Origin of the sequence: Nocardia sp. FBN12 (genome assembly GCF_050320175.1) — a bacterium.
Lineage (GTDB): Bacteria > Actinomycetota > Actinomycetes > Mycobacteriales > Mycobacteriaceae > Nocardia.
In genome coordinates this window covers 6,179,334-6,203,442 of sequence record NZ_CP190048.1, presented here as the reverse complement: position 1 = coordinate 6,203,442, position 24,109 = coordinate 6,179,334, and the positions used below count along the sequence as shown (strand labels likewise).

Annotated in this window: 16 protein-coding genes; 8 read left to right on the top strand and 8 right to left on the bottom strand. The window is 66.2% G+C overall.

Annotated features, from left to right (window positions below; all coding sequences use genetic code 11):
- Positions 1 to 52: 52 nt before the first annotated feature.
- A complete protein-coding gene (locus ACQHI0_RS29220) occupies positions 53 to 2,062 on the top strand; it encodes an arabinofuranosyltransferase (RefSeq protein ID WP_427904971.1) in 2,010 nt (669 codons plus the stop codon).
- 15 nt (positions 2,063 to 2,077) lie between these two features.
- Here ACQHI0_RS29220 and ACQHI0_RS29215 read toward each other — a convergent pair whose 3' ends face one another.
- Positions 2,078 to 2,512, bottom strand: coding sequence for a PIN domain-containing protein (locus ACQHI0_RS29215; protein ID WP_427904970.1), 435 nt, complete (start codon positions 2,510 to 2,512; stop codon positions 2,078 to 2,080).
- On the bottom strand, positions 2,512 to 2,763 hold the full coding sequence (locus ACQHI0_RS29210; protein ID WP_427904969.1) for an AbrB/MazE/SpoVT family DNA-binding domain-containing protein: 252 nt from the start codon (positions 2,761 to 2,763) through the stop codon (positions 2,512 to 2,514). Before ACQHI0_RS29210 ends, ACQHI0_RS29215 begins: the two co-directional genes overlap by 1 nt.
- Before the next feature lie 348 nt (positions 2,764 to 3,111).
- Here ACQHI0_RS29210 and ACQHI0_RS29205 point away from each other — a divergent pair, with 348 nt between their 5' ends.
- From ACQHI0_RS29205 to ACQHI0_RS29190, 4 genes are all read left to right on the top strand, one after another.
- Positions 3,112 to 3,645, top strand: a complete 534-nt coding sequence (locus ACQHI0_RS29205) for a hypothetical protein (protein WP_427904968.1) — start codon at positions 3,112 to 3,114, stop codon at positions 3,643 to 3,645.
- Positions 3,646 to 3,836: 191 nt separating this feature from the next.
- On the top strand, positions 3,837 to 4,349 hold the full coding sequence (locus tag ACQHI0_RS29200; protein ID WP_427904967.1) for a hypothetical protein: 513 nt from the start codon (positions 3,837 to 3,839) through the stop codon (positions 4,347 to 4,349).
- A 40-nt stretch (positions 4,350 to 4,389) separates the two neighbouring features.
- A complete protein-coding gene (locus ACQHI0_RS29195) occupies positions 4,390 to 7,707 on the top strand; it encodes an arabinosyltransferase domain-containing protein (protein WP_427904966.1) in 3,318 nt (1,105 codons plus the stop codon).
- 162 nt (positions 7,708 to 7,869) lie between these two features.
- Positions 7,870 to 8,031 carry a hypothetical protein gene (locus ACQHI0_RS29190; RefSeq protein ID WP_427904965.1) on the top strand — a complete coding sequence of 54 codons (162 nt, stop codon included), beginning with the start codon at positions 7,870 to 7,872 and terminating at the stop codon, positions 8,029 to 8,031.
- Between the two features lie 203 nt (positions 8,032 to 8,234).
- Here ACQHI0_RS29190 and ACQHI0_RS29185 read toward each other — a convergent pair whose 3' ends face one another.
- Positions 8,235 to 11,567: an arabinosyltransferase domain-containing protein gene (locus ACQHI0_RS29185; RefSeq protein WP_427904964.1), complete on the bottom strand. Its 3,333-nt coding sequence runs from the start codon at positions 11,565 to 11,567 to the stop codon at positions 8,235 to 8,237.
- Between the two features lie 254 nt (positions 11,568 to 11,821).
- Here ACQHI0_RS29185 and ACQHI0_RS29180 point away from each other — a divergent pair, with 254 nt between their 5' ends.
- Positions 11,822 to 12,334, top strand: a complete 513-nt coding sequence (locus ACQHI0_RS29180) for a hypothetical protein (RefSeq protein WP_427904963.1) — start codon at positions 11,822 to 11,824, stop codon at positions 12,332 to 12,334.
- Positions 12,335 to 12,423: 89 nt separating this feature from the next.
- Positions 12,424 to 12,921: a peptidylprolyl isomerase gene (locus tag ACQHI0_RS29175; protein ID WP_427904962.1), complete on the top strand. Its 498-nt coding sequence runs from the start codon at positions 12,424 to 12,426 to the stop codon at positions 12,919 to 12,921.
- 54 nt (positions 12,922 to 12,975) lie between these two features.
- Here the strand turns inward: ACQHI0_RS29175 and ACQHI0_RS29170 are convergent, their stop codons facing one another.
- Positions 12,976 to 14,244 carry an ATP-binding protein gene (locus ACQHI0_RS29170; RefSeq protein ID WP_427904961.1) on the bottom strand — a complete coding sequence of 423 codons (1,269 nt, stop codon included), beginning with the start codon at positions 14,242 to 14,244 and terminating at the stop codon, positions 12,976 to 12,978.
- Positions 14,245 to 14,530: 286 nt separating this feature from the next.
- On the bottom strand, positions 14,531 to 15,403 hold the full coding sequence (locus ACQHI0_RS29165; RefSeq protein ID WP_427904960.1) for a hypothetical protein: 873 nt from the start codon (positions 15,401 to 15,403) through the stop codon (positions 14,531 to 14,533).
- Between the two features lie 379 nt (positions 15,404 to 15,782).
- On the opposite strand from ACQHI0_RS29165, the gene ACQHI0_RS29160 reads away from it, so the two are divergent.
- Positions 15,783 to 16,277 carry a hypothetical protein gene (locus tag ACQHI0_RS29160; protein ID WP_427904959.1) on the top strand — a complete coding sequence of 165 codons (495 nt, stop codon included), beginning with the start codon at positions 15,783 to 15,785 and terminating at the stop codon, positions 16,275 to 16,277.
- 295 nt (positions 16,278 to 16,572) lie between these two features.
- On the opposite strand, the gene ACQHI0_RS29155 is transcribed toward ACQHI0_RS29160, so the two are convergent.
- The 3 genes from ACQHI0_RS29155 to pks13 all read right to left on the bottom strand — a co-directional run bounded on the left by ACQHI0_RS29155 (position 16,573) and on the right by pks13 (position 24,068).
- Entirely contained in the window at positions 16,573 to 17,145 is a 573-nt protein-coding gene (locus ACQHI0_RS29155; RefSeq protein ID WP_427904958.1) for a Uma2 family endonuclease, read from the bottom strand.
- 124 nt (positions 17,146 to 17,269) lie between these two features.
- On the bottom strand, positions 17,270 to 18,814 hold the full coding sequence (locus ACQHI0_RS29150; protein ID WP_427904957.1) for an acyl-CoA carboxylase subunit beta: 1,545 nt from the start codon (positions 18,812 to 18,814) through the stop codon (positions 17,270 to 17,272).
- Positions 18,815 to 18,818: 4 nt separating this feature from the next.
- The gene (pks13, locus tag ACQHI0_RS29145; protein ID WP_427904956.1) at positions 18,819 to 24,068 is read right to left on the bottom strand and encodes a polyketide synthase Pks13; all 5,250 of its coding nucleotides are present in this window, start codon (positions 24,066 to 24,068) and stop codon (positions 18,819 to 18,821) included.
- Between the last annotated feature and the right edge of the window lie 41 nt (positions 24,069 to 24,109).

The window sequence follows — 24,109 nt, the reverse complement described above, 5'->3', positions numbered from 1 at the left end:
ACTAGGCTGGCCCGGACCGTGGAGCACAGTGGAGCCGGAGGATTGCGCGCCGATGACGACCAATGACGAGGTGCGGGTGGGGCGCCGGGTTCGGGCAGGAATCGGTGAAGGGGCGGCCGCCGCGGGGGTGGCGCTGGTCGTCGCCGTGGTTGGGCTGTTCGCGTTCTCGGCGGTGCAGTGGCCTGCGTTCAACTCCTCCAATGTGACTCGCGCGTTGACCACGGTCGGGCAGGTCGTCTCGCTCGCGCTGCTGGTGGTCGCGGTGCTGCTGATTCGGCTGCGGAAGCGGCCGGTGGTGGCGAAACTGCTTTCCTGGGTGGGGATTTCGAGTTTTGTCACGGTCACGCTCGGCATGCCACTGGCAGCGACGAAGCTGTATCTGTTCGGTGTCTCGGTGGATCAGGAATTCCGGACCGAGTATCTGACGCGCCTCACCGACAGCGCCGCGCTGCGCGACATGACCTATGTGGATCTGCCGCCGTTCTACCCGGCCGGGTGGTTCTGGATCGGCGGGCGCGTGGGGAACGTGCTCGGGATGGACGGCTGGGAAGTGTTCAAGCCGTACGCGATCGGGCTGCTCGCCATTGCCGCCGCGGTGGCGTTGGTGTTGTGGATGCAGTTGGTGCGGGCCGATATGGCTGTCGGGGCTGCCGCCGCGGTGACGGCGATGACGGTGGCTTATGCCTCGCCCGAGGCCTACGGCGCGGTGCTCGTGGTGTTCATTCCGCCGGTGCTGGTGCTGGCTTGGGGCGCGTTGCATCGGCGTAGCGGTGGTTGGGGCGCGGCGCTCGGGACCGGCGTGTTCCTCGGTGTCGCGGCATGTTTCTACACGTTGTATCTCGCGATCGCGGCGTTCACCGTCGTGATCATGGGGATCGTGGCAGCCGGTCTCGCTGTTTCCGCACAGCGGGCCGCGGGACGACGGGCAGACCGCAGCGCCCGCGCGGTAGCGCGCCGATCAGCCACCGGATCGACCGATGCAGCCGAGGGATCGGCCGGCGCGGCCGCATTGCCCGCGAGTCGGCCTGCGTGGCGTGCGGCGGTTGTGCCGCTCACGAAGCTCGCGGCGATCGGCGCAATCGCGATCGTGCTCGCACTTGTGGTGTGGACGCCGTATCTGCTGAAGCAGCTGTCCGGCGCGACGCTGCCCTCCGGCAGCGCCTTCCACTATCTACCGGAATCCGGTGCGCAACTGGCGTTTCCGATGCTGGAATTCTCGCTGCGCGGCGCCCTGTGCCTGATCGGCGTGCTGTGGCTCGTGGTGCGGGCCGGGTCATCAAGGCGCGCACAGGCATTGGGGATCGGTGTCGTGTCGATCTATCTGTGGACGCTGCTGTCGATGCTGGCGACCGCCGCGGGCACCACTCTGCTGTCCTTCCGCCTGGAGCCGGTCCTGCTCGCTTTGCTCGCTGCCGCAGGCGTTTTCGGCTTCGTCGAGGGCGCCACCGCCATCTACCAGGCCTTGAACGAACCAGCCCCGCTGCGAACCGCGGCCGCCGCGATCGCCGTCCTCGGCGCGATGGCTTTCGCCCAGACGATCCCCACCGTGCTCACCCACGAAATCGACACCGCCTACACCGACACCGACGGCAACGGCGAACGCGCCGACCAGCGCAAACCCTCCGCCGTCTCCTACTACCGCGAGATCGACGCGGCCCTGCTGGCCCAAACCGGCCGTCCCCGAGACGAATCCGTGGTCCTCACCGCCGACACCACCTTCCTGGCCTTCTACCCCTACTGGGGCTTCCAGGCACTCACCTCGCACTACGCGAACCCCCTGTCCGACTTCAAGGCCCGCGCCGCCACCATCGCCGACTGGAGCGAACTCCCCGACTCCCCCGCCCTCGTCGAAGCCCTCGCGAAGTCCCCATGGCGCGCCCCCGACGCCTTCCTGTTCCGCAACGACGGCGACAACTACACCCTCCGCCTGGCCGAGGACGTCTACCCCAACGACCCCAACGTCAAGCGCTACACAGTCGCTTTCCCGAAGTCCCTCTTCACAGACCCCGCCTTCACCGCCACAGAATTCGGCCCCTTCACCCTGATCACCGTCCGCCGCTGACAGCTGACGCGTCGATCAGGAGCCACCCCCGGTAGCTGAAGGAAAGGTCCCGTCTTCGCCTGGCTCGACGCGTCGTACAGTCCCCACCTTGCCGATCCCCTTGTCGAACGACCCGATCGATGAACCGGGGTCAGCCTCAGCGAGAGCGACAAGGTAAGCATCAGCGAACGACAGCCGGTGATGCTCGTATACATCGACGGCCCTGATCAGTACGGCGGGGTCGTCGGTAAAGATGTTGCGGGAGCCGATGATCGCCCGCGTCAATGCGGCCACCTCGGGCCTCGGCACTCGGTAGACGCTCTGCAGCACGTATACCGTTTCGGCCACGATCAAGTCCGGCAGATAGAAGTCCTCGGACTGCCCGAGCATGGCGGTCGCGCGCCTTCCCATCTCCGGCGGATCCTGCGTGAAGTGCCGAACCAGGATGTTGGTATCCAGGTAGACAGTCACTACTCCTGATCCTCCCGCCACTGCTGCGTCCAGGCGGCTTCTTGGATTTCCTCCCAGGAGCGACCACGCACCTGCGGCGGAACCGGCACGCTACCGGCCAGGTCGAGCAAGTCGGGTGTTTTGGCGAGCACAACGACGTTGCCCTCGACTCGGAAATGAACGTTGTCGCCGGTATGCAATTCCAACGCTTCGCGTACTGCCTTGGGGACTGTGAGCTGCCCCTTGGATGTCAGACGAGCCAGCGCGTCCATCTGCTCTCCTTACCTAGTCGTCCAAGTAAGGATAGCGCGGTCAAGCCGTGGTCCGGCCGAGGTAATGGCGGCTATCGCCTAGGCCGCGACGCGACCATGCCGCAGAGATCGGCCCCGCCACGACCGGCTCACGCGAACCGGACGCGCATCTGCGCACCCGGCCCGCCGCTACACCGAATCGGCCGGGCGAATCGTGTCCCGGAACCGGGTGTTCATCCCACTCGACAGCACTACACTGACGGGTGCGGCATGGTCTCCGCCTGCGGTTGAAAACCCGCACGGCGGCTGGCGTTGGAAGCAGATCCTGCACGTCACGGGTCCCGGCGACCCGCTACCGGAGGAGGACGTATGTCCGATCCGTTGCACACGAGGGTGTGCCTCACCGGCCTGAACTGTTCCTGCCCGAGCATCAGTGTTTTCCTGGTGCCCGAACCGCTGGTCCTCGGCGGGCAGATGATGCATCTGCTCGAACAGGCGCCGGTCGCCGGACGAATACCCGCGCCGACCCCCGACACCGAGCTGATCGACCTGATCCAAGCCGTGCGCACACCGCTGGACACCCGTGGGCTCGCACGCGCCCAGCAGGTCGCGTTCTCGGGGCCACGCCACGATCCGCACGCGCGGGAGGTGCTGCACGACCACCTCATCGACGAACCGTGGGGGCTCGACGTGGACGATCCGGCCGAGCTGACCCGGCTGGAGATGCTGCCCGAACGACGCATCGGCGTGCGTCGCATCGATGATTTCCAGGCGCATTCGGTCCGCCAGGCGATGGAGGCCGTCTACCGGCATTTCGGGATCGACCAGCGCATTCCGCTCGTTTATCACGGCTTCGCCGACCCGCGTGACGGCTGGTTCGCCCTGCGCGCGGCCGCGGCGTAACCAGAACCTGTGTCGATCGACACCCGGTAGCCACTGGTGTGCGGACGAGCGATAGACCACAATATGTCGGTCAGAGTCACCAAACCGCGCGGTCGGTGTCGCGGGGCGGGTACGCTGCGAAATGTTGAAATTTCGGCCGACCGAAATCAGTTTTTGGTAGTGCTGATCGGTACGGATGCAGAGGTATAGCTATGACGCTCAGCCGACCGGAGCGGATCGACCTTTTATTGGCACGACAGCAAATCCTGGGTCGTGAACCGGAACCGCGAGAACAGCTCGAGTCGCTCGGCGCGATCGAGCGGTTCGTCATCGACACCACCATCGCCATGCTCTCGCCCGGGCAGAAATTCGCCCTGCTGTGGTCGCTGCAGGTCGGCGAGCAGGTCGTCGCCGGGGTGCAGATCAAAGAGCGTGATGGCACGGTCACCAACCTGATGCCGCCCATCGAGGTGCTCGAATACCTCACCGATCACAAGCGGATGTCCTACAACCCGGACGTCGGCGCCTGGCTCAGCGCGGAGATCTTCATCGCGGGCCCCACCCGCTACAAGACCAACTACTCCACCGTCGCCGTCGCGGACTGGATGCCGGAGATCACGGCCGACGATCTCGCCGCCGAATTCGCGGCGTTCCCGCGACCCGACGCCGAGATCCCCGACTGGGCCCGATCCCAGCTCGAATGGGCCGCGCGCAAAACCGGCTAGGCACACTCGCGCACAGGTTCGATGGATAGCATCAACCCCCGTGCCGGACCGATCTGAACGTGCGTTCACCCGATACCGCCTGATCGCCCTCGTCTGCGGGCTGCTCGGGTTCGTGCTCGCCCTGCTCACACCGCTGTTGCCGGTGCGCCAGGACCGCGCGAGCCTGGACTGGCCGCAAGCGGGCGCGACCAGCGTCGAAGCGCCGCTGGTGTCCTATGTGCCGCAGCGGCTCGACGCGCAGCTGCCGTGCACGATGCTGAGTGGGCTGCCCGGTCCTGGCGCGGAGAACCCGGCCACGACCACCCTGTTGACGACGATTCCGGCCGCCTCCGGCAAAACCGACCGCGGGCTGAGCGTCACCGTGCGCGACGGCGTGGTGGGGGTGCAGGCCCGTGATGTGCCGATGCTGTCGGCGCCGATCGCGGAGATCGGCGGGTGCGAGCGGATCAGCATCGTCTCGACCATCGAGGCGACGACGGTCGAGTTCGTCGGCGCGGCGCGACAGGACGGCACCCCGTTCCGCAACACCGTCACCGTCGACAAGCGCCCGCAGATCGTGGGCGTCTACACCGACCTAGACGCGGCGGCCCTCACCGGCGCCCGGCTGCACGCCGATATCGACTCCCGCTTCACCTCCACGCCGACCACGCTGAAACTGGCCGCGATGATCGGCGCCGGGGTGTTCACCCTCCTCGCGCTGATCGCCCTGCACCTGCTCGACACCGCCGACGGCCGCCGGGCCCGCCGCTTCCTGCCCCGGCACTGGTGGCGGATCACCCCGGCCGACGTGGTGGTGGTCGGGACGCTGCTCGGCTGGCACGTGATCGGCGCCAACACCTCCGACGACGGCTACATCCTCAATATGGCGCGCGCGTCGGGCCCGTCGGGCTACATGGCGAACTACTACCGCTGGTTCGGCGTGCCCGAGGCACCGTTCGGCTGGTCCTACGAAGTGCTCGCCTGGATGACGAAGATCTCCGACGCCAGCCCGTGGATGCGCCTGCCCGCGCTCGCCGCCGGCTTGGTCTGCTGGGCGGTGATCAGCCGAGAAGTGCTGCCCCGCCTGGGTGCTCGCGTGCGCCGCGACAAGGTGGCGCTGTGGACGGCGGGCCTGGTGTTCCTCGCCTTCTGGCTCCCCTACGACAACGGCCTTCGCCCCGAACCGCTGATCGCGGCGGGCGCTCTGCTCACCTGGTGCCTGATCGAACGCGCCATCGCCACCGCACGCCTGCTGCCGGCCGCCTTGGCGATCCTCGTGGCCGCGTTCTCGCTGGCGGCAGGGCCGACCGGCCTGATCTGCATCGCCGCCCTGATCGCGGGCACGCGACCGGTCATGCAGGTCATCATCAAACGCGCACAGGGTCTGCGACCGCGCCCGATCGCCGCCGACGAGCGCGTCACAGCCGACGATCCCGGCAAGCGACTTTCGCTGGGCACCAAGATCTTCCGCTACGTCGCCCTGCTGGCCCCCGGCATCGCGGCGGGCACGCTGGTGCTCATCATCGTCTTCGCCGACCAGACACTGGCCACCGTCATGGAGGCCACCCGGGTCCGCACGCTGGTCGGCCCGAACGTCGCCTGGTTCGACGAACGCACCCGCTGGGACTCGCTGTTCATGCTCTCCCCCGACGGCTCACTGGCCCGCCGTTTCGGCGTTCTGGTAATGCTGCTGTGCCTGCTCGTCTGCATCCTGCAGGTGCTGCGCAAGGGCCGCATCCCCGGCACCTCACGCGGCCCGTCCGTGCGCATCCTCGGCATCGTCTTCGCCGCGCTCCTGCTGATGATGTGGACGCCGACCAAGTGGACCCACCACTTCGGCGTCTACGCGGGCTTGGCGGGTTCGCTGGCGGCGCTGGCCGCGGTCGCGGTGGGCACCAACGGAATCAAGGCACCGCGCAATCGAGCGCTGTTCGCCTCGGCCGTCCTGTTCCTGCTCGCGATGACCTTCACCGGCTCGAACGGCTGGTGGTACGTCTCCAGCTTCGGCGTCCCGTTCTGGGACAAGGCGCCGATGGTGGCGGGCAAGGGCGTGTCGACGCTGTTCCTCGGACTCAGCATCCTCGCCTTGCTCGTCGCGCTGTATTTCCACCTGCGTGCCCCCTACCGAACGCCAAGGGACACAGGTCGTTTCGATCGATTCGCCACCATGCCGCTCACCATCGCGGCGGCCTTGCTCGTGCTGTTCGAGGTGGCGTCGATGGCCAAGGGCGCGATCACCCAGTACCCCGCGTACTCCATCGCGAAATCGAATTTCAATTCGCTGCAAGGCAATACGTGCGGCATGGCCAATGACGTGCTGGTGGAATCGAATACGGCCGACTCCCTGCTCACCCCCTACACCGGCACCCCCGCCGACGGCTTGAACGCCGAATCCACCGGCTTCACCCCGGACGGCGTGGCCGACGACCTCACCGCCGACGCCGACGAAACCGTGGTCGGCGGCGCCAACTCGGTCGACAAGGATTCCGCCAACAAGACCACCAAGACCACCGGCGCGGGCACGGGCGGCGGCACCAGCGCCGAACCCGGCATCAACGGCAGCACCGTGGCCCTCCCGTTCGGCCTCGACCCCGCCCGCACGCCGGTCCTCGGCTCGTTCCAGGACGGCGTGCAGCAGCAGGCGAAGCTGACCTCGCAGTGGTATCGCGTCGACCTCAGCGACAGCGTGCGCGCCGATTCCGCCTATCAGGCTCTCGTTGTCACCGCGGCCGGGCGGATCCGCTACGTCGACACCGACGGCGTCGTGCACTACGGCCAGGAACTGCGCCTGGAATACGGCACCCGCGCCGCCGACGGTTCCGTCGAGGTGACCGGCTCGGTCGCACCGATGGATATCGGGCCGTCGCCGTCGTGGCGCAACCTGCGCGTGCCGATCGATCAGCTGCCCGCCGGTGTGAACGCGGTGCGCCTGGTCGCCGCCGACAACGACATCACCGGCAAGCAGTGGCTCGCGGTCACGCCGCCGCGGCTGCCGAAACTGGCCACCCTCGACTCGGTCGTCGGCCGGGAAGACCCGGTGCTGCTCGACTGGCACGTCGGCCTCGCGTTTCCCTGCCAGCGCCCGTTCGAGCACCACGACGGCGTCGCGGAGGCCCCGCGGTGGCGGATCCTGCCCGATCGGGTCGGCTCCGACGCGTCCAACGCCTGGCAGGACGACATCGGCGGCGGCCCGCTCGGGTGGACAAATCTGCTACTGAAGGCAGAGACTGTGCCCACCTATCTCGATCATGATCTCGGTCGCGACTGGGGCTCGCTGGAGCGGTTCACGCCGTACCAGCCCGCACCGCCCGCGAAGATCGGGGTGACTGTGATCGATCAGTCAGGACGCGCCAAGGAACCGGCAATTCGGGCGCAGTGATGCGAGTGGCAGACACTGGCAGCGTAAGGGCAGTGACCAGGCACTGGCGCGTGTCTCTCACGAAACACTCAGTGCCCGTTAGGGTTTCGATTAGATGAAACAGCTGTAAATGACAGCGTAAAGGTCCTGTGCCTGCACGTTTGAACACGTACGCTGGTGGGTATGACAGGAGCCTTCGATGACATGGATCTACGAGATCTCGTCGAGTTGCTCAGCAACGACGAGATGCAAGAACTACGACCGGCCGTAATGCGGGTACTGGAAAGACTGCCTTCACAAGAGGTATTACGCCGCGACCTGAACCGTCGCATGCTCAACGTCTGACTCCTGCCACATACGGCCAAAAAGGCGCGGACCACACTAAGTGGTCCGCGCCTTTTATTTTGGCGGCTGGCGCCGCGAATTCTCGGCCCTGTGGGCCTCGATCTTCCCTCCCTACGGGTACTCCTTCGTCGCACCCTTCGGTCAGTCCAGATCGAGGCGGCCGAGAACTACAGACTTACAGGGCTAGAAGAAGACTTCCAGGGCTAGAAGACTCGCAGGGGCCCCGGGGTCCAGAAGCCGTTACGCGGTGCGGTGCCGGTCTCGAGCTTGGCCGGCGTCGCGTCCATGTACTGGTCGTAGCGTTCCAGCGAACCCCAGTCGCGGGCCCAGTCGTCCTTCAGGTAGGTCGGGATGGTGACCCGGGCCGCCAGCATCTGCGTCATGCCGAGCGGACCACCGAACTCCTGCGCCTGCCAGGTGTCGGTCGACGAGATCGCCAGCGGACGGTCCGGCAGGATCCGGTAGTTCGGCACCTCGGCCACGCCGTTCTTGTGCGCGAACGGACGCTGGCACGGGAACTGCAGGCCGACGGCCCAGTCCAGCAGCACCGGCTGGTCACGGCCGATGAAGGTGTCGAGGGTCTGCAGCTTGGGCACGCGCGGCGGGGTGAACGCCAGCCACTGGTCGCCGATCAGGATCGGGTCGTTGACCATCACCCGCACCGCGTTCACCTCGGCCGGGAGGTCGGCCAGCGGTACGCGCAGGTTGCGCCACGACGGGGCAGGGCCGATATCGCGCGGCTGGTAGGCGCCGAGCGTGGTGACGCTGCCATCGGGGTTGCGGGTGCCGTACTCGACGAACAGCGCCTGGCCGTACTTGTCGGAGCCGGAGTCGTCCTTGGAGGCGATGCGACCGGCCGCGCTGATCACCACCAGCGGCGAGTCGTCCGAGCGGGCGGGCAGCCCGTACCAGGCCGATTCCAGGTGGGCGGGCTGCTGCATGCCCTCCTGGTAGGAGCCGAGAATCGGGGTCTGGGCGGGATCGAGGCCGAACGGCAACGCCACGGTGGAGCCGTTGACGCCGAGTGCGCCCTCGCCACCGCCGGTGCCCGCGCTCTCGCCTTCGGCGAAGGCCGCGCCGACCGACTGGTTGCTGGTGTTACCGGTGCCCGGCTTCACCTCGACCGCGTCGGCCGACAGGTCGCCCGGCACGCCGTTGGGCGTGAAGCCCACCGAGCCGGTGCCCGCCAGCGGGTCATCCGGGTTGGTGAACGGACGCGCCGGGTCGACGATCGGGTCGAGCCTGCCGCCGTTCGGGTCGGGTTCGACCAGCACGTCGTTGGCCAGGCCACAGGAGTTGTTGCTCAGCGCGTCGATGTTGGAGCGGCCGAGCGAGTAGCCGGGGTACTGCTGGGTCGCGCCCTTGACCAGCGAGAGCACTTCGAACAACACCATCAGACCGACCACGATGGTCAGCGGGATGGCGGCGAACTTGCGAATCCGGTTGCCGCGCTTGGTCTTCGCCGACGGCACCGGCTTCACGTAATCCTCGCGCAGCGCGTACCAGCCGACCATGGCCAAGGCCACGCCGAACAGGATCAGCATCACGGTGTTGGAGTTGATGCCGCTCACCGAGATGGTCTTGTCGAACCACGGAACGCCGTAGCTGGACACGTACCAGTAGCCGTTGATGCCCGAGAACGACAGCGCCAGCACGAACAGCAGTCCGGCCAGGAAGATCGCCCGGTTCTTGCGTGAACGCAGCGCGCTCTGCGAGACCGCCACCGCCGTCACCGCCGCGAGCCCACCCGCGATGCCCGCGTACGCACCGAAGTGGTGGGTCCACTTGGTGGGGTTGAACATCATGAAGAAGATCGTGCCGAAGACGATCCCCATCAGCCGCCAGGTCGGACCCGACGCGATCCCCGGCACCTGACGGCGGCGCAGCAGCACCAGCAGCGTGGTGAACAGGCACAGCAGCATCACCAGGAAGGCGAAACGGCGAGCCAGCGAGCCGTCGACGGTCTCGACGAACATGTAGTAGTAGCGCAGGTAGTCCTCGTACCAGGCCAGGTTCGGGCCGGTGGCCTGCCGCACCCGGTTGGCTTCCTGGATACCCGCGAAGGTCTGGTCGCCGTAGACGACCGTGAGCACGAGCATGCCCGCCGAGGCGATCGGTGCCAGCAGCGCGACCGTGCCGAACTCGCGATGGCGGCGCACGATGATCCGCACCAGCGGCCGGATTCCGGCCAGCAGCGCGGCGATGCACATCAAGCCGGTGGGCGCGGCGGCGAGGGTGAAGGCCGCGATCAGCACCGCGATACCCGCGGGCAGCAGGCGGCCGGTGGCGATGGCGCGTTCGATGGAAACCCAGGTGAGCAGCGCGCCGAGGGCGACGATCGGCTCAGAGCGCAGGCCGTTGTCGAACGGCAGCCAGAACGCCAGGAACACCAGTCCGCCGGTCCACAGCGCCACCTGCGAGCGCTTCACCGCGTTGCCCAGGCGTGGGACCACCTCGCGGCTGATCACCATCCAGCACAGGATCGCGCAGATCAGCGCCGGGACACGCACCCACGGGCTGGCCGTCGAGATCTCGGCGAACACCTGGATCACGTAGTAGTACCAGCCGAACGGGGCCTCGGGGACGCCGTACCAGCGGAAGTAGTTGGCCATATAACCCGCGTCGGGGGCCACCCGCACCATCGACAGGATGTAGCCGTCATCGGAGGTGTTGGCGCCGACGAAATGCCAGACCAGCAGCGTGCCGATCACCGCACCGTCGGCCCAGGTCGGCTCGAGCCAGTTGCGCGGCAGGAAGCGGCGGTGCCCGCGGCCGTCACTGCCGTCGAGGCGGGCCAGCGCGCCGAGCGCAAGCAGGGTGCACAGCACGGCCGCGATGATCGCGACCAGCTTGATCAGCGACGGACTCGACGAGAAACGGGTGTCGATCGTCGAAGTCAGCGAAAGTCCCTGCGGCACCTCACCTTTGAGATCGGTGAACACGCCCACGATCTGCGGGCGCAGGTCACCGGCGAGCTGCCCCTGCACAGGCACCTGCACGGTTTCCATCGCACCCGGCTGACCGGCGATCGGCCGCTCGATCTGCTTGGTCAGCCCCACGAACTCCGCGCTCGTGCGGTTCTGATCGGAGGAGATCACGATCGCCGAACAGCCGTCCATCGCCGACCGCTCCGCCGACGCGACCACCGCATTGCGGTCGACCACATCGACCGCGGTATCGGAGACGCGCACGAACAGCGCCTCCAAGGCCGCGCGATCGCCCTGCGCGGGCGCGGTGGCCAGCAGCATGCCGCCCTGCTCGGGCAGCGTCGACACGGCGCTACACGGGATCGTCACGTTCAGATCGATCGGCACCTGCGACATCAGCGGCGCCTGCAAGTTTCCGAGCGAGCCGTTCTGCGGCCAGTTCAGTTGCGCGGTCGTCTGGGTGACCGGCAAAAACGGCGTCGCGACCGCGAACAGGGCACCGAGAATCCCGGCGACGATCGCGATCCATCGCGCGATCCGGAAATCCTTCGCGGAGGCCACCGGTTCGGCAGGAGGCTTGGTGAGAACAGCTGTTGCGGCGTCTGGCACGGTTCGACATGCTATCGGTCCCTCGGTACTTGTGAGGGGTCGCACGCCGAGCCGAATACTATCGCTGGTGTGACTATGCAACACTGGTGCATAGTCACACCACATGGTCAGTAGGGGGCGGCATCCGAAAAGGCGATCAACACAGCTCTCTCAGAGCTCACGATTGCCATCTGGTCGACCCCTCGCGTGCCCGAGGACAACGCAGACGCCATCCGCCGGTTCGCACGTGGGCACACCGATTGAAAGGAGTCGCCATGAGTCGCCATGAATTCACGCTCGTGCTCGATCACACCCCCACCGAAAACGAACTCGACGCGCTCTTCGACGCGGGACTCGACGACTCGACTCCCGAATTCGGCCCGCGCATCTCCCCCGTACTGCACATGCACCGCGATGACGACTCCCTGGCATCGGCGATCATCAGCGCTGTCGGCCAGGCCGAGGCCAGCGGTTTCGCCGTGGTCGGCATACGGACCGAGAACCTGGTAACACTCAAAACGATCGCGGCGAGAACCACGCGAACCTATGAGAGCGTTCGCCGTCTCGCAAATGGAGACCGCGGCCCCGGCGGCTTTCCCGCGCCGATGAGCGGCGACGGGTACGCGCTGTACTCGTGGACAGAAGTCGCACGCTGGTTCGCCGAGCACTATGGAATCCCCGACACCACTACTCGCTACGACCGAATCATCGCAGCCGCAGATCACTTGGTGCGCGCTCGACGTTTGCTCGGCGGTGAGACGGGACAACTTTCGGCCCTTGCGAGCTGAGCCCTATCACCAGTAGTTCAGCGGTTGATGCCACTCCGAGCGTCGAGCAGCTGTAGGGATGCTCAGCAGTTCGCCCTAGACTCGACTCCATGACCAAGGTGAATCTCGAAACCAATTACGGACCGATCGTGCTCGAGTTGGACGACCAGGCCGCGCCGAACACGGTCGCCAACTTCGTCAACTACGTGAACTCGGGCCATTACGCCGGCACCGTGTTCCATCGCGTCATCCCCGGTTTCATGGTGCAGGGCGGCGGCTTCGAGCCCGGCCTCAAGCAGAAGCCGACCCAGGCGCCGATCCAGAACGAGGCCACCAACGGCCTGAAGAACGACAAGTACACCGTCGCGATGGCCCGCACCAACGACCCGCACTCGGCCACCGCCCAGTTCTTCATCAACATCTCCGACAACGCCTTCCTCAACCACACCGCCCCCCAGGGCCAGGGTTGGGGCTACGCCGTCTTCGGCAAGGTCACCGACGGCACCGAGGTTGTCGACAAGATCGCCGCCGTCTCCACCGGCAGCGCGGGCCCCCACCAGGACGTCCCCGTCGACGACGTCATCATCGAATCCGCCTCTGTCGCTTAATCTTTTCGACGCAGCACTCCGGGCCGTCACCGTATTCATCGGTGACGGCCCGATTCAGATCTCCCAGAGTGCGGCGATCGGCATTGCGCGAAACTTCGGGCCGAAGGGCAGCGTCTGTGTCCCCGTGTAGAGGACGACGCCTGCGAGCAGGTCGTCACCGAGTCGGTCTTGGAGATAACGCAGCCCACGGAAATCGTCGCCCGAGACCGTATCGGCCGCCTTCACCTCGATTGCGACGACCTGGCCGCGTCGGTTCTCGAGGACTAAGTCGACCTCGACCTGATCTCGGGTTCGGAGATGGAACATTTCGACATCTTCCTCAGACCAGCTGAGCTGGCGGGCAATCTCTGAAACAACGAAATTCTCGAGTAAACCGCCCGCGTGAGGACCAGGCTTGCTCAGCGTTTGGATGGACATTCCGCACTGATAGGCTGCGATACCCGAGTCCACCATCATTACTTTCGGCGTCGCGACAGCACGAGTCGTCAGATTGCGCGACCACGGCGGAATCCGCTTGACGACAAAGACTTCCTCTAGCAGGCCTACATACCGTTGAACGGTCTGATGTGACAACCCGAGTTCGGTGCCGATCGTGCGCAGCTGCAGCAGCTGACCTGAACGGGCCGCAAGCAGCTTGACCAGCGCTCGCATCTCCGGCGCACGCTGTACCTCGGCGAGCTGCATGACATCGCGGTTGATCAAGTCACCGATATAGGAAGAGAAGAACCGTGCTCGCCGCTTCCCGGTCCGCGCTACGGCTTCTGGAAACCCGCCGCGCGACAGCCTCTCCATATAGTCGGCACGCGACTCACTTGATTGATGGTAAACGCCAAGAAGACCTTCTTCACTGAATGCGCGGTCAACGAATGAGTCTGTGCCACCATCGATCTCGCCTTGCGATAACGGCCACAGCTCGATCGTTTCCATCCGGCCCGGAAGTGCGTCGGGGACCGAACGAAGTCCCATGACCCGCGCCGATCCAGTCAGGAGGAAGTGGCCCGGTCGCCCATCCTCATCGACAGCCGCCTTGATGGACAACAGCAGATCAGGGACACGCTGCACCTCGTCGATGATCAGCGGGCGAGCCTGCCGCACAAAGCCCGACAGATCGAACTCGGCCGCCTGACGCGTCTGTGGATCGTCGAGGCTGAGCCACCTGGCGCCGAGTGATCGACCGAGTTCGGCAACCAACGTGGACTTGCCGCTCTGCCGAGCGCCGTTGACCAGAACAACACGTGTGTCAGACAATGCCTCCTCGATTGCCCGCCCGGCTCGACGGGCAACGATGCGACCGAGAGGCGAGTGCGGAATGCGTGATGTCATCTGGACATGAACCCATCTCGTAGGCCGTTTTTCTGCGGATACACAACTACAAGGTCGCGTTCAATTTACCATCTGCCGCCACGGTGGCTAACCATCTGCCGAAGGCTTGGCTAACCACCTGCCGCAGAGTGGCAGACCATCTGACGCACTACCAGTGGACCACTTGCCGCTGGACATGTTGACCACCTGCCGGAAGCTACGTGCACGCACTTGTTGCCCCGCTAGGGCCAATGCGGCCTCCTTCGGTGGTGCCCAGGCCGCCGACAGGCGTCAGCCGGCTCCTCGATCAGTCGAACAGAATGCCGATTCCATACATGACCGCCGCGGCGGCAAGCGCGATACCCGCCGCCGCGAGGGGGTAATACCAGGTCGGCGCGTCCGATTGGGAGGCCAACCAGACGGCGCCGACTTCAGCCACGATCCCGGCGAAGCCGATACCGGCGGCGACCGGGAACAGAGCCCGACCGCGCAGCATCGCGTTGCTGTCTGCCGCGTTGAGGATGACCCCGAACGCTTGTACGACCAGGCCCGCGATCAGCGGCGGGGCGGTCAGCGCGAACAACATCACGGTCAGCGCGGTGTCCCCGACCCCGGCCGCCCAGGCGATGAACGCCGCGACTCCGGCAAGTATCGCCACTGCCACTCTTCGCCACGCTGTGTAGCCGGAAACTATGCGCCGCAACGGCTGACCAGACGGGCTGTCGTACGATTTCGCCACCTGCCGGGGGCTCACCTGAAGGATGTGCGACAACGCCTTCGGATGCTGAGCGCCGGAGGCGTGAGGGTGGTAGCGCATAACACCTGCAGGATCTACCAGCTTCCGGTCCGAATCCTCTGTCCAGCCCTTGGCTAGACGCGGAAACTCGATTGCCCGGCAGTCGAGTCGCTGGAACCGGAACTCCTCCCCGATCAGGTAGTACAACACCCGTTCCAGATCATCCCCCGCGGCGACCTCGAACCACACAGTCACCTCGTCCGCACGGTTGAGGTGACCAACCTGCGTCATTCCGCCAGCTCCCGGCCGGACCTCCCACGTGCCATACCGAGGACGCGCGACATAAGCGTCGCCGGACCCCGCTGATCCGTCGTGGACCTTCAGGTCATGAAGTGCACACCAGGATCGAAACCGTTCCGAGAACCGAATCTCCTTCTGCCCCACAGCCACCCCCACTACTCGCCATAAGCGCCCAGTGTATTACGACCGATCGAAATCGCGGTCCGATGGCCGGTTCCGAGGACAACAAAGGGCGGCAAATCAGAAAGCCGGCATGCGTCTATGCCGAGTTCCGCGAGCTCCGACCACTATTCGATGGTCCAGGCACCGTCCACACGATAGGTTACCTACGTCCGGAGCAGCAGCGTCAAAACCGTCACTCTCGTCCGCGACAAAGTCGAAGCAGCGTAGGGCCAATTGTGTTGGCCGAGGACGCATATCGGGGTTCGGTGCGGGCAACCACGTCACGCTGGGATACGTCGATTTGCCTGCCACGGGGCACGCGGTACGGTGTCTTGACTCATCAAAGTTCTTGGGGGAATACGTGAAAGACCTTCTCTACTCGGCCTTCGGCGTGGTGCTCGGCGCCGTTCTCGTTTTCGGCGGAATCGCCACACTCAACAGCGGTGCCGAATGCGGTGGCAAGAGTATGTCCGCGGGCGAGACCTGCGTGACGACCAGCAAGGGCTCATCGGTGGAGCGCGACGCCGCCGGTCAAGAAGCTCAGAACAAGCGCACCGGGTGGATGCTGATCGGCGGCGGCGCGATCATGAGCGTCGGCTCCGCGTTCTGGCTGCGGAGCAATATCCGATCCCGCCGGGCCCGTCGCACACCCGCCGCACCGCAGGGTTTCCCGCCCGTTGGTGGACCGATCCCCGCACCCAATGGCCAGTGGCCGGCCGGCGCACCATATGGATCGCCGCAAGCCCAAGGCCAGTGGCCGCAGGGAGCTCCCGGATACGGTGCACCCGCTTATCCGCCGCACGCCCAGAATCAACCGCAGGCCGGATACAACGCGCCCCCGAACTACCGGCGGTAACAGGAGTACGCGAAGGCAGGCATTGCCTTCTATTGGCGGGTAGAGCAAACGGCTAGCGGCGCCCCGCTGATCTACACCTCCATCCTCGACCCTGCGACCGGGTCCTACCGAACTGGCGAGAGGTTCACAGGTGTGGTCAACGTAGCCGCACCCTTCCCGTTGGAGATCGATCTCGGAAAGATCTGAATCCCGAACACGCAAAATGGGCTGCATCGGAAGGGATTCCGGTGTTCAGGGCGCAACGAGTTCGACCGATCCGCTGAGGAGCCAGGTGACAGCCATGATGCTGCTGACCTCAGGACACCCAGGCCTTCAGGGGCTCGGTGTCGAGGGTGATACCTACGGGGTCAGGAATGGAGACTTCGGCGCCGAAAGGCTGGATCAGGATTCGCTCGTATTCGCCGTTGACCGGATTGCTGCGCACCACGACGGAGCCTTTTTCGCGGTCGATCAAGAGGTAGACCGGGATACCAGTTCGGGCGTAAGCGCGGGACTTTTCGCGACGGCCGGTGTCGTGGTCGCGGGAAGTCACCTCGACCACCATCAGAACTGGAGTCGGGTCGGCCCATTCCGACTCCCCCGCAAAGACACCGGTGGGTGCCAACGCTGCGTCTGGACGCGCCCTGCCGGTGCGATAGGAGTCAACCTGCAATCCGCGGTTCGGGAACAGCCACAATTCGGGCCGAAGCACAATTAGGTCGCGCATCAGCCACTCGATCACGCAGCCATGGTCCCCGTCTGGCACTGTTTTCGCCCCCAGATTCCCCTCGACGTACTCCAGTCGAACACCCTCCGAGACGCGACCGGCAACCCGAGCGAGTTCTTCGAACTCCCCGGTCGTCATGAGCGGCTCAGGCGCTGCGGTCATGGCACAACGATACCCAGGTGGGATGCAGTTTGTAACTACCACTGGGGCAATGAGGCATGCACCGACACAGATGCCGAACGGGCCGCCTCGGAGGGATTCCGTGGCGGCCCGTTCGGGGTTTCGATTACAGCGGCAAGACGTGGTGCTTGCGCGGGTTGCGCTGGATCTTCTTGTCCTGCAGCAACTTCAGGGCTCGGCGGAGTTCGAGGCGGGTGGTGGCCGGTTCGATGATGGCGTCGATGAAGCCTCGTTCGGCGGCGATCCAGGGGGTTGCCACGTTCTCGTTGTAGAAGTTGATCAGGTTCTGGCGGATGGCGGCGCGCTGGTCTTCGGGGGCGGCGGCGATCTGGGCGGCGCCCAGCAGGCTGACCGCGCCTTCGGCGCCCATGACGGCGATGCGGGCGGTGGGCCAGGCGAGGTTGATGTCGGCGCCGAGTTGCTTGGAGCCCATCACCGCGTAGCCGCCGCCGTAGGACTTACGGACCACCAGGGTGATCTTGGGGACCGAGGCCTCGACGTAGGAGAAGAGGAAGCGGCCGCCGCGCTTGATGACGCCGACCTTTTCCTGTTCGACGCCGGGGAGGAAGCCGGGGGTGTCGACGACGAAGACCAGCGGGATCTCGAAGGCGTCGCACAGGCGCACGAAGTGCGAGGCCTTGTCGGAGGCGCGGGCATCGAGGGCGCCCGCCGCGGCCAATGGCTGGTTGGCGACGACGCCGACGGTGCGGCCGTCGATGCGGGCGTAACCGGTGATGATGTTCTGGCCGGTGTCGGCGCTGATCTCCTTGAACTCACCGTCGTCGAAGATGCGCAGCAGGATGTCGTACATGTCGTAGCCGGCATTGTCGGAGTCGGGCATGAACGTGTTCAGCTCGCGGTCGGAGTCGGTGATCTCCGGCTCGAGACCGGGGTTCACCACCGGCGGCAGTTCCTGGCAGCTGCTCGGCATGTAGCCCAGGTACTCGCGCACCCAGGTGAAGGCCGCCTCCTCATCCTTGGCGACGTGGTGGATGTTGCCGTACTGGGCCTGCGTGCGCGCGCCACCGAGCTCCTCGAGGCTCACGTCCTCGCCGGTGACCTCTTTGATGATCTTCGGGCCGGTGACGAACATGTGCGCGGACTCGGTCGCGACCACCACATCGGTGCAGATCGGCTCGTACACGGCGCCACCGGCGCAGTTACCGAGGATCACCGACACCAGCGGAACCATGCCCGACAGCGGCTCGAGGTTGGTGGCCATCCAGGCGTACCAGGCGAGCGAGCTGATCGCCTCCTGCACGCGCGCGCCACCGGAATCGTTGATGCCGACCAGCGGAATGCCGACCTTCGACGCGTACTGCATCAAGCCGCACAGCTTGCGCCCGAACGCCTCACCGACCGAACCGCCGTAGACGGTCTGATCATGGGAGAACACCGCCACCGGACGGCCTTCGACCTTGCCGTGGCCGATGACGACACCGTCACCGTAGAGGGCGTTCGCGTCGCCGGGCTTGCGCACCAGGGCGCCGATCTCGACGAAGGTACCGGGATCGAGCAGCTGGTTGATCCGGTCGCGGGCGCTGGGGATGCCCTTCTGCGCCCGCTTGGCGATACCTTTCTCGCCCGCGGGTTCCTTGGCGAGCTCGAGCCGCTCGTGTAGATCGGCAAGCTTTTCGGCGGTCGTGCTCACTTACTTATTCTCCCTTTGCGGAAATCGCGGCCAGTTTGGCGGCGAGGTCGGCACCGATCTGGCCGATCCGCGGTTCGTCGACAATCTGCAGGTGGTCGCCGGGGATGCGGACCACTTCGAGGTTCGGAATGTACTCGTCCCAACCACCGTTGGGCTTGCGATCCGCGAAACGCGGCTCGAGCTGGATCATGCCGTCGTGGTAGCGATCGGCCAGGTAGAGCACCGCGTCGCCGTCGTATTGGGTCGGCTTCGCCTTCGCCAGGTGACGGCTCTCGATCCACGAGGTGCGCTGGTGTTCGAGCACACCGCCGGGGATCTTCGCGCCGGTCAGCTTCACCAGGCTGGCGACGATGTCGTACTGCTCCTCGTCGTTTGCCTGGGCGAGTTCCTGCAGCTGCTCGTCAGGCAATTCGCCCTCGACGCCGTAGGTGGTCTTGGCGAACTGCTGGTAGCGCTGAATGCGGCGCACCCGCTCCTCGGGGCTGTTGTCCTCGCCGTTGACCGGAAGCGCCAGGTCGATCAGACCGACCACGCGCACGTCGGCGCCTTCTTCGCGAAGGAGCTGAGCGACCTGCAGCGACAGCACCGCGCCGAGCGACCAGCCGTACAGCACGTACGGACCGTTGCCCTGGAGCTTGCGCAGTTCGGGCAGGTACTGGCGAGCACGTTCCTCGATATCGCCCTCGACCCGCTCGAATCCGTACATCGGAGTGTCCGCACCGAGACGCTTCAGCAGCGGCTCGTACACGAGGGTGTTGCCACCCGAGGGATGGAACACGAAGACCGGCACGGCGTCCGAGCCCTCGGCACGCGCCCGCAGCGGACGGACGAAGCCATCGACGTCGGCGCCACTGTCCTGCAGATTGCGCACGATCTCGGCGAGCTGTTCGATCGACTCGCAATCGAGCACGTCGTCGACGGTGACCTCGGCCTTGACCCGCTCGGTGAGGCGGGCCGCCATCTTCTCTGCGACGTCCTCCTCGAGGATCGGCAAGGTGTTGTAGACACCGCCGGGCGAAGTTCCGGTGACAACGGCCCAGGTGGCGTAGGCCAGGCGTTCGGCCGCGTCACGTGGCGGAACGTTGTCCTCGTCACCGGCGGCATCGGCGAAGTAGTCGATGTCGACAGCCGGCTCCGAAACCGCTTCGGCGGCAGGCGTAGCCACCTCGGCGGCAGCTGCGGCTTCGGCGACCGCAGCGGTCGGAGCACTCGCATCAGTCGGCACCGCATCCGAAACCTGTTCGGCAACAGCAGCTTCCGACGACAGCTCGGCTTCTGCCTTCTTCGCCACCGCCAGCGGATCCTCCCCCGCGGCGATCGCGGCCCGAGCCGCCTCGACGAAGTTGGCGTCGACACCCAGCTCGACATCTTCACCCGCGGCCTTGGCGGCAGCCTGCTTCTCCGCCATCGCCGCGACCTCGTCGCGATGTTCGATCGCGTAGCGCAGCACCTTCGAGACCTCGTTGAGGCTGGCGTCGCGCACCGCGGAGATCTGCAGCTGCGGGATGTCGAATTCGTATTCGACGCGGTTCTTGATGCGCATGGCCATCAGCGAATCGAGGCCGAGCTCCATCAGCGGGATCTCCATCGGGAGGTCCTCGACGGCGTAGCCCATGGATTCGGCGACGATGACGCACAGCCGCTGCTCGATGGTCTCGCCGCTGTCGGGGCTCCAGCGGTCACCGGTGGCGATGGCGATCTCGGCGGCGGTCGGCTCGGCTTCGGCGGCTGGAACCGCAAGGGCGGCAACCGGTTCGGGGAGGGCGGCACCGGAGGTGACGACCGCGTCGAACAGCAGGGTGAACCCGGCGCCGGACTTCGCGTGCACCTGGACCGACGCACCACCGAGGTGCGGGGTCAACGTGGTGGTCAACGTGCCTGAGGTAGGCAGGGCTGCATGTGGATGTGAAACAGAAACCGCGACGTCCGAAAGAACCTGTGCTGCAGCGGCTTTCACCAACGCGGCCAGGTCGCTCACCGAGGAGGCCTGAACCTCCCAGGCGTGGCGGCCGTCCGGCATGGCGACGTGCGCGCCGGGCACGCGAGTGTTCCCGCCGCCCGAGGACATCGAGACCTTGGGCCAGTACTCCTTGCGCACGAACGCGGTTCGCGGCACATCGGCGTAATCACCTTCGGGCAGCAGCGAACTCAGGTTCACGGCGTGGCCGTGCACGTAGAGCTGAGCGAGCGCGCCGATCACACCGGCGGACTCGTCTTCCTTGCGCTTGAGCGTCGGGATGAGCTGCGCGTCGTGCACACCCGCGGCGAACGTGGTGCCCAGAACCTGCATCAGCGCAACGGAATTGGGCGCCAGCTCCAGGAACGTGGTGTGGCCGGAGTCGACGGCGGCCTTGATGGCGTTGGTGAACCACACGCTGTGGCGCATGTTCTTCACCCAGTAGGGCTCGTCGTGGATCGGCTCGGAACCGGGCTTGAAGAACAGGCCCTCGTGCACCGTGGAGTACAGGCCGGTCTTCAGCGAGGTCGGCTCGATGCCCGCCAGTTCGGCGGCGAGTTCGCCGAGCAGCGGGTCCATCTGGGAGGTGTGGCCCGCGCCGCGGGTGGGGAGGATGCGGGCGAACTTGCCCATCGCCTCGACCTCGGCGACGATCTGCTCCACCTGCTCACGGGGGCCGCCGATCACGGTGTTGGTCGGCGCGGCGTACACCGCGCACTCCACGTCGGGGTACTTCGGCAGCAGTAGCGCCACATCGTGGGCGCTGAGTTCGACCAGTGCCATATTGCGCACTTCGTCGTCGGTGAGCATCTGCTCGCCCTCGCCCATCAGGCGCGAACGGGCGCAGATCACGCGCACCGCGTCTTCGATCGACAGGCCACCGGCGATGTAGGAGCCGGCCACCTCACCCATCGAATGACCAACTACCGCAGTGGGTTCCGCGCCGTGGGCGCGCAGCACGGCGGCAAGGCCGAGCTGGATGGTGAAGATGCCGACCTGGCAGGTGCCGACGTCGTAGTCCTGCTCGTCGTCGAGGATCATCTCGCGGATCGAGTACCCGGCCTCGTCCTGCACCAGCTCGTCGACCTCGTCGACGGTCGTGCGGAAGATCGAGTTCTCGCCGTAGAGCTGCTTGGCCATCTTGCGGTGCTGCGAACCGAAACCGGCGAACACCCAGACCGGGCCGTTGGACGCGGGCGAATCAGCGGTGAACACACCGGCGCCGGGCTTACCCTCGGCGATGGCGCGCAGACCGGTGACAGCCTCTTCGTGCGTCTTGGCCAGCACCACACCGCGCGAACGCTGGTGGCTGCGCTTGGCCAGCGAGCGGGCGACATCGGCCAGCGGCACGTCCTTGCCCGCGCCTTCGAGCCAGTCGGCCAGGTCGGCGGCGGCGCGCTTGCGACGCGAGGGCAGGTAGGCCGACACGGCGAGGATCACGGGCAGCGGTTCCTCGCGCTCGCCGTCCCATTCGACGACCGGTTCCACCGGCTCGACAGCGGCCTCGGTGATCGCGATGGCCTCGGCGACCACATCGGTGGTCTCCTCGCCCTCGATCTCCTCGGCGGCGACCTGCTCAGCGGTCACGTTCTCGACAACCGTGGCCGTGGGCACGTACTCCTGCAGCACCATGTGCGCGTTGGTGCCACCGAAGCCGAAGCCGGAGATGCCGACGGTCGCGACGCCGCTGTAGCGCGGGTACTCCGTGGCCTCGTCGACAACCTTGAGGTTGGCCTGCTCGAACGGGATGTACGGGCTCGGGCCCGCGTAGTTGATGCTCGGCGGAATCACGTTGTGCTGGAACGACATCAGCACCTTCGCGAGAGCTGGCACGCCCGCGCCGGACTCGAGGTGGCCGAAGTTGGTCTTGGCCGAACCGAGCAGGGCGGGCTTGTCCGCATCGCGGCCACGGCCGATCACGCGGGCCAGCGCCTCGGCTTCGATCGGGTCGCCGATCGGGGTGCCGGTGCCGTGGGCCTCGATGTAGTCGACGGTGTTGGGAACGATGCCCGCGTCGCGATAGGCGGCGCGCAGGACGTCGGCCTGTGCGTCGGGGTTGGGCGCGAACAGGCCGTTGGAGCGGCCGTCGGAGTTCACCGCGGAACCCTTGATGACGCCCATGATGTTGTCGCCGTCACGCTCGGCGTCGGCCAGGCGCTTGAGCACGATCATGCCCGCGCCTTCGGAGCGAACCATGCCGTCGGCATCAGACGAGAACGCCTTGATGTGCCCGTCCTTGGCGACGGCGCCGTTCTGGTCGAAACCGAGAGTGATCACGGGGGCCAGGATCATGTTCACGCCACCGGCCAGCGCCACCTCGGCCTCGCCGCTACGGAGCGCGCGCACGGCCTGGTGCACGGCCACGATGGTCGACGAGCAGGCGGTGTCGACGGTGATCGACGGGCCACGGAAGTCGTAGAAGTAGGAGACGCGGTTGGCGATGATGCCGGTCGAGCCGCCGAGCAGCGCGTATCCGCGCGACGAAGCAGGCGCGTCGGGGTCGGTGTCGCCGAGACCGAGGGAGGCGATCATCTGGAAATCGTTGGTGGACGAGCCGACGAACACGCCGACCTGGCCGCCCTTGAGGTCGCTGGCCGGGATGCGCGCGTGCTCGAGCGCCTCCCAGGTGAGCTCCATCATCAGCCGCTGCTGCGGGTCGACCTGCTCGACCTCGATCGGCGACATCGCGAAGAATTCGGCGTCGAAACCCTTGATGACGTCCTGGTCCAGGTAGCCGCCGAGGGTGTTGGCCCGGTCGATGGTCTCGGACACGGACGGATCGGTCAGGAACTCCGACCAGCGACCTTCGGGCAGCTCACGGATCGCGTCACCGCGGCCGATGATGAACTCCCAGGTCGACTCGGGAGTGCTACCCGCACCCGGCAGACGCGTGGACAGGCCGACCACCGCGACGTCATGCGCCTCGGACGGCGCGAACGCGGCGGTGTACTCCGAGGAGTCCTCGGGCTCGGGCTCCGGCTCACCGTGCACGATGACCTCGGCCAGCGAGGCGATCGTCGGATGCTGGTAGACCACCGTCGGCGTGAGCACCACACCGGTGAGGTCCTCGATGTCACCACCCAGCGCGAGCGCATCGCGCGAAGCGAGCCCGAACTCCTCCATCGGCCGGTCGACAGTGATCGCATCGACAGACTGCCCGGTCGCGTCAGCGACCCAGCGGCGCAACCATTCGCGCAGCTCGGCTACCGAAAGCTCACCGCTCGTCGGAGGGGTCGCGTTGTCACCGGAAGGGTTCATCGCACGGTCATCATTCTGGGCGCCATCGTTGTCAGCCATCAGTCCTCAAGCTACCTGTAGGTGTGCAGGGCGCGCCGTGG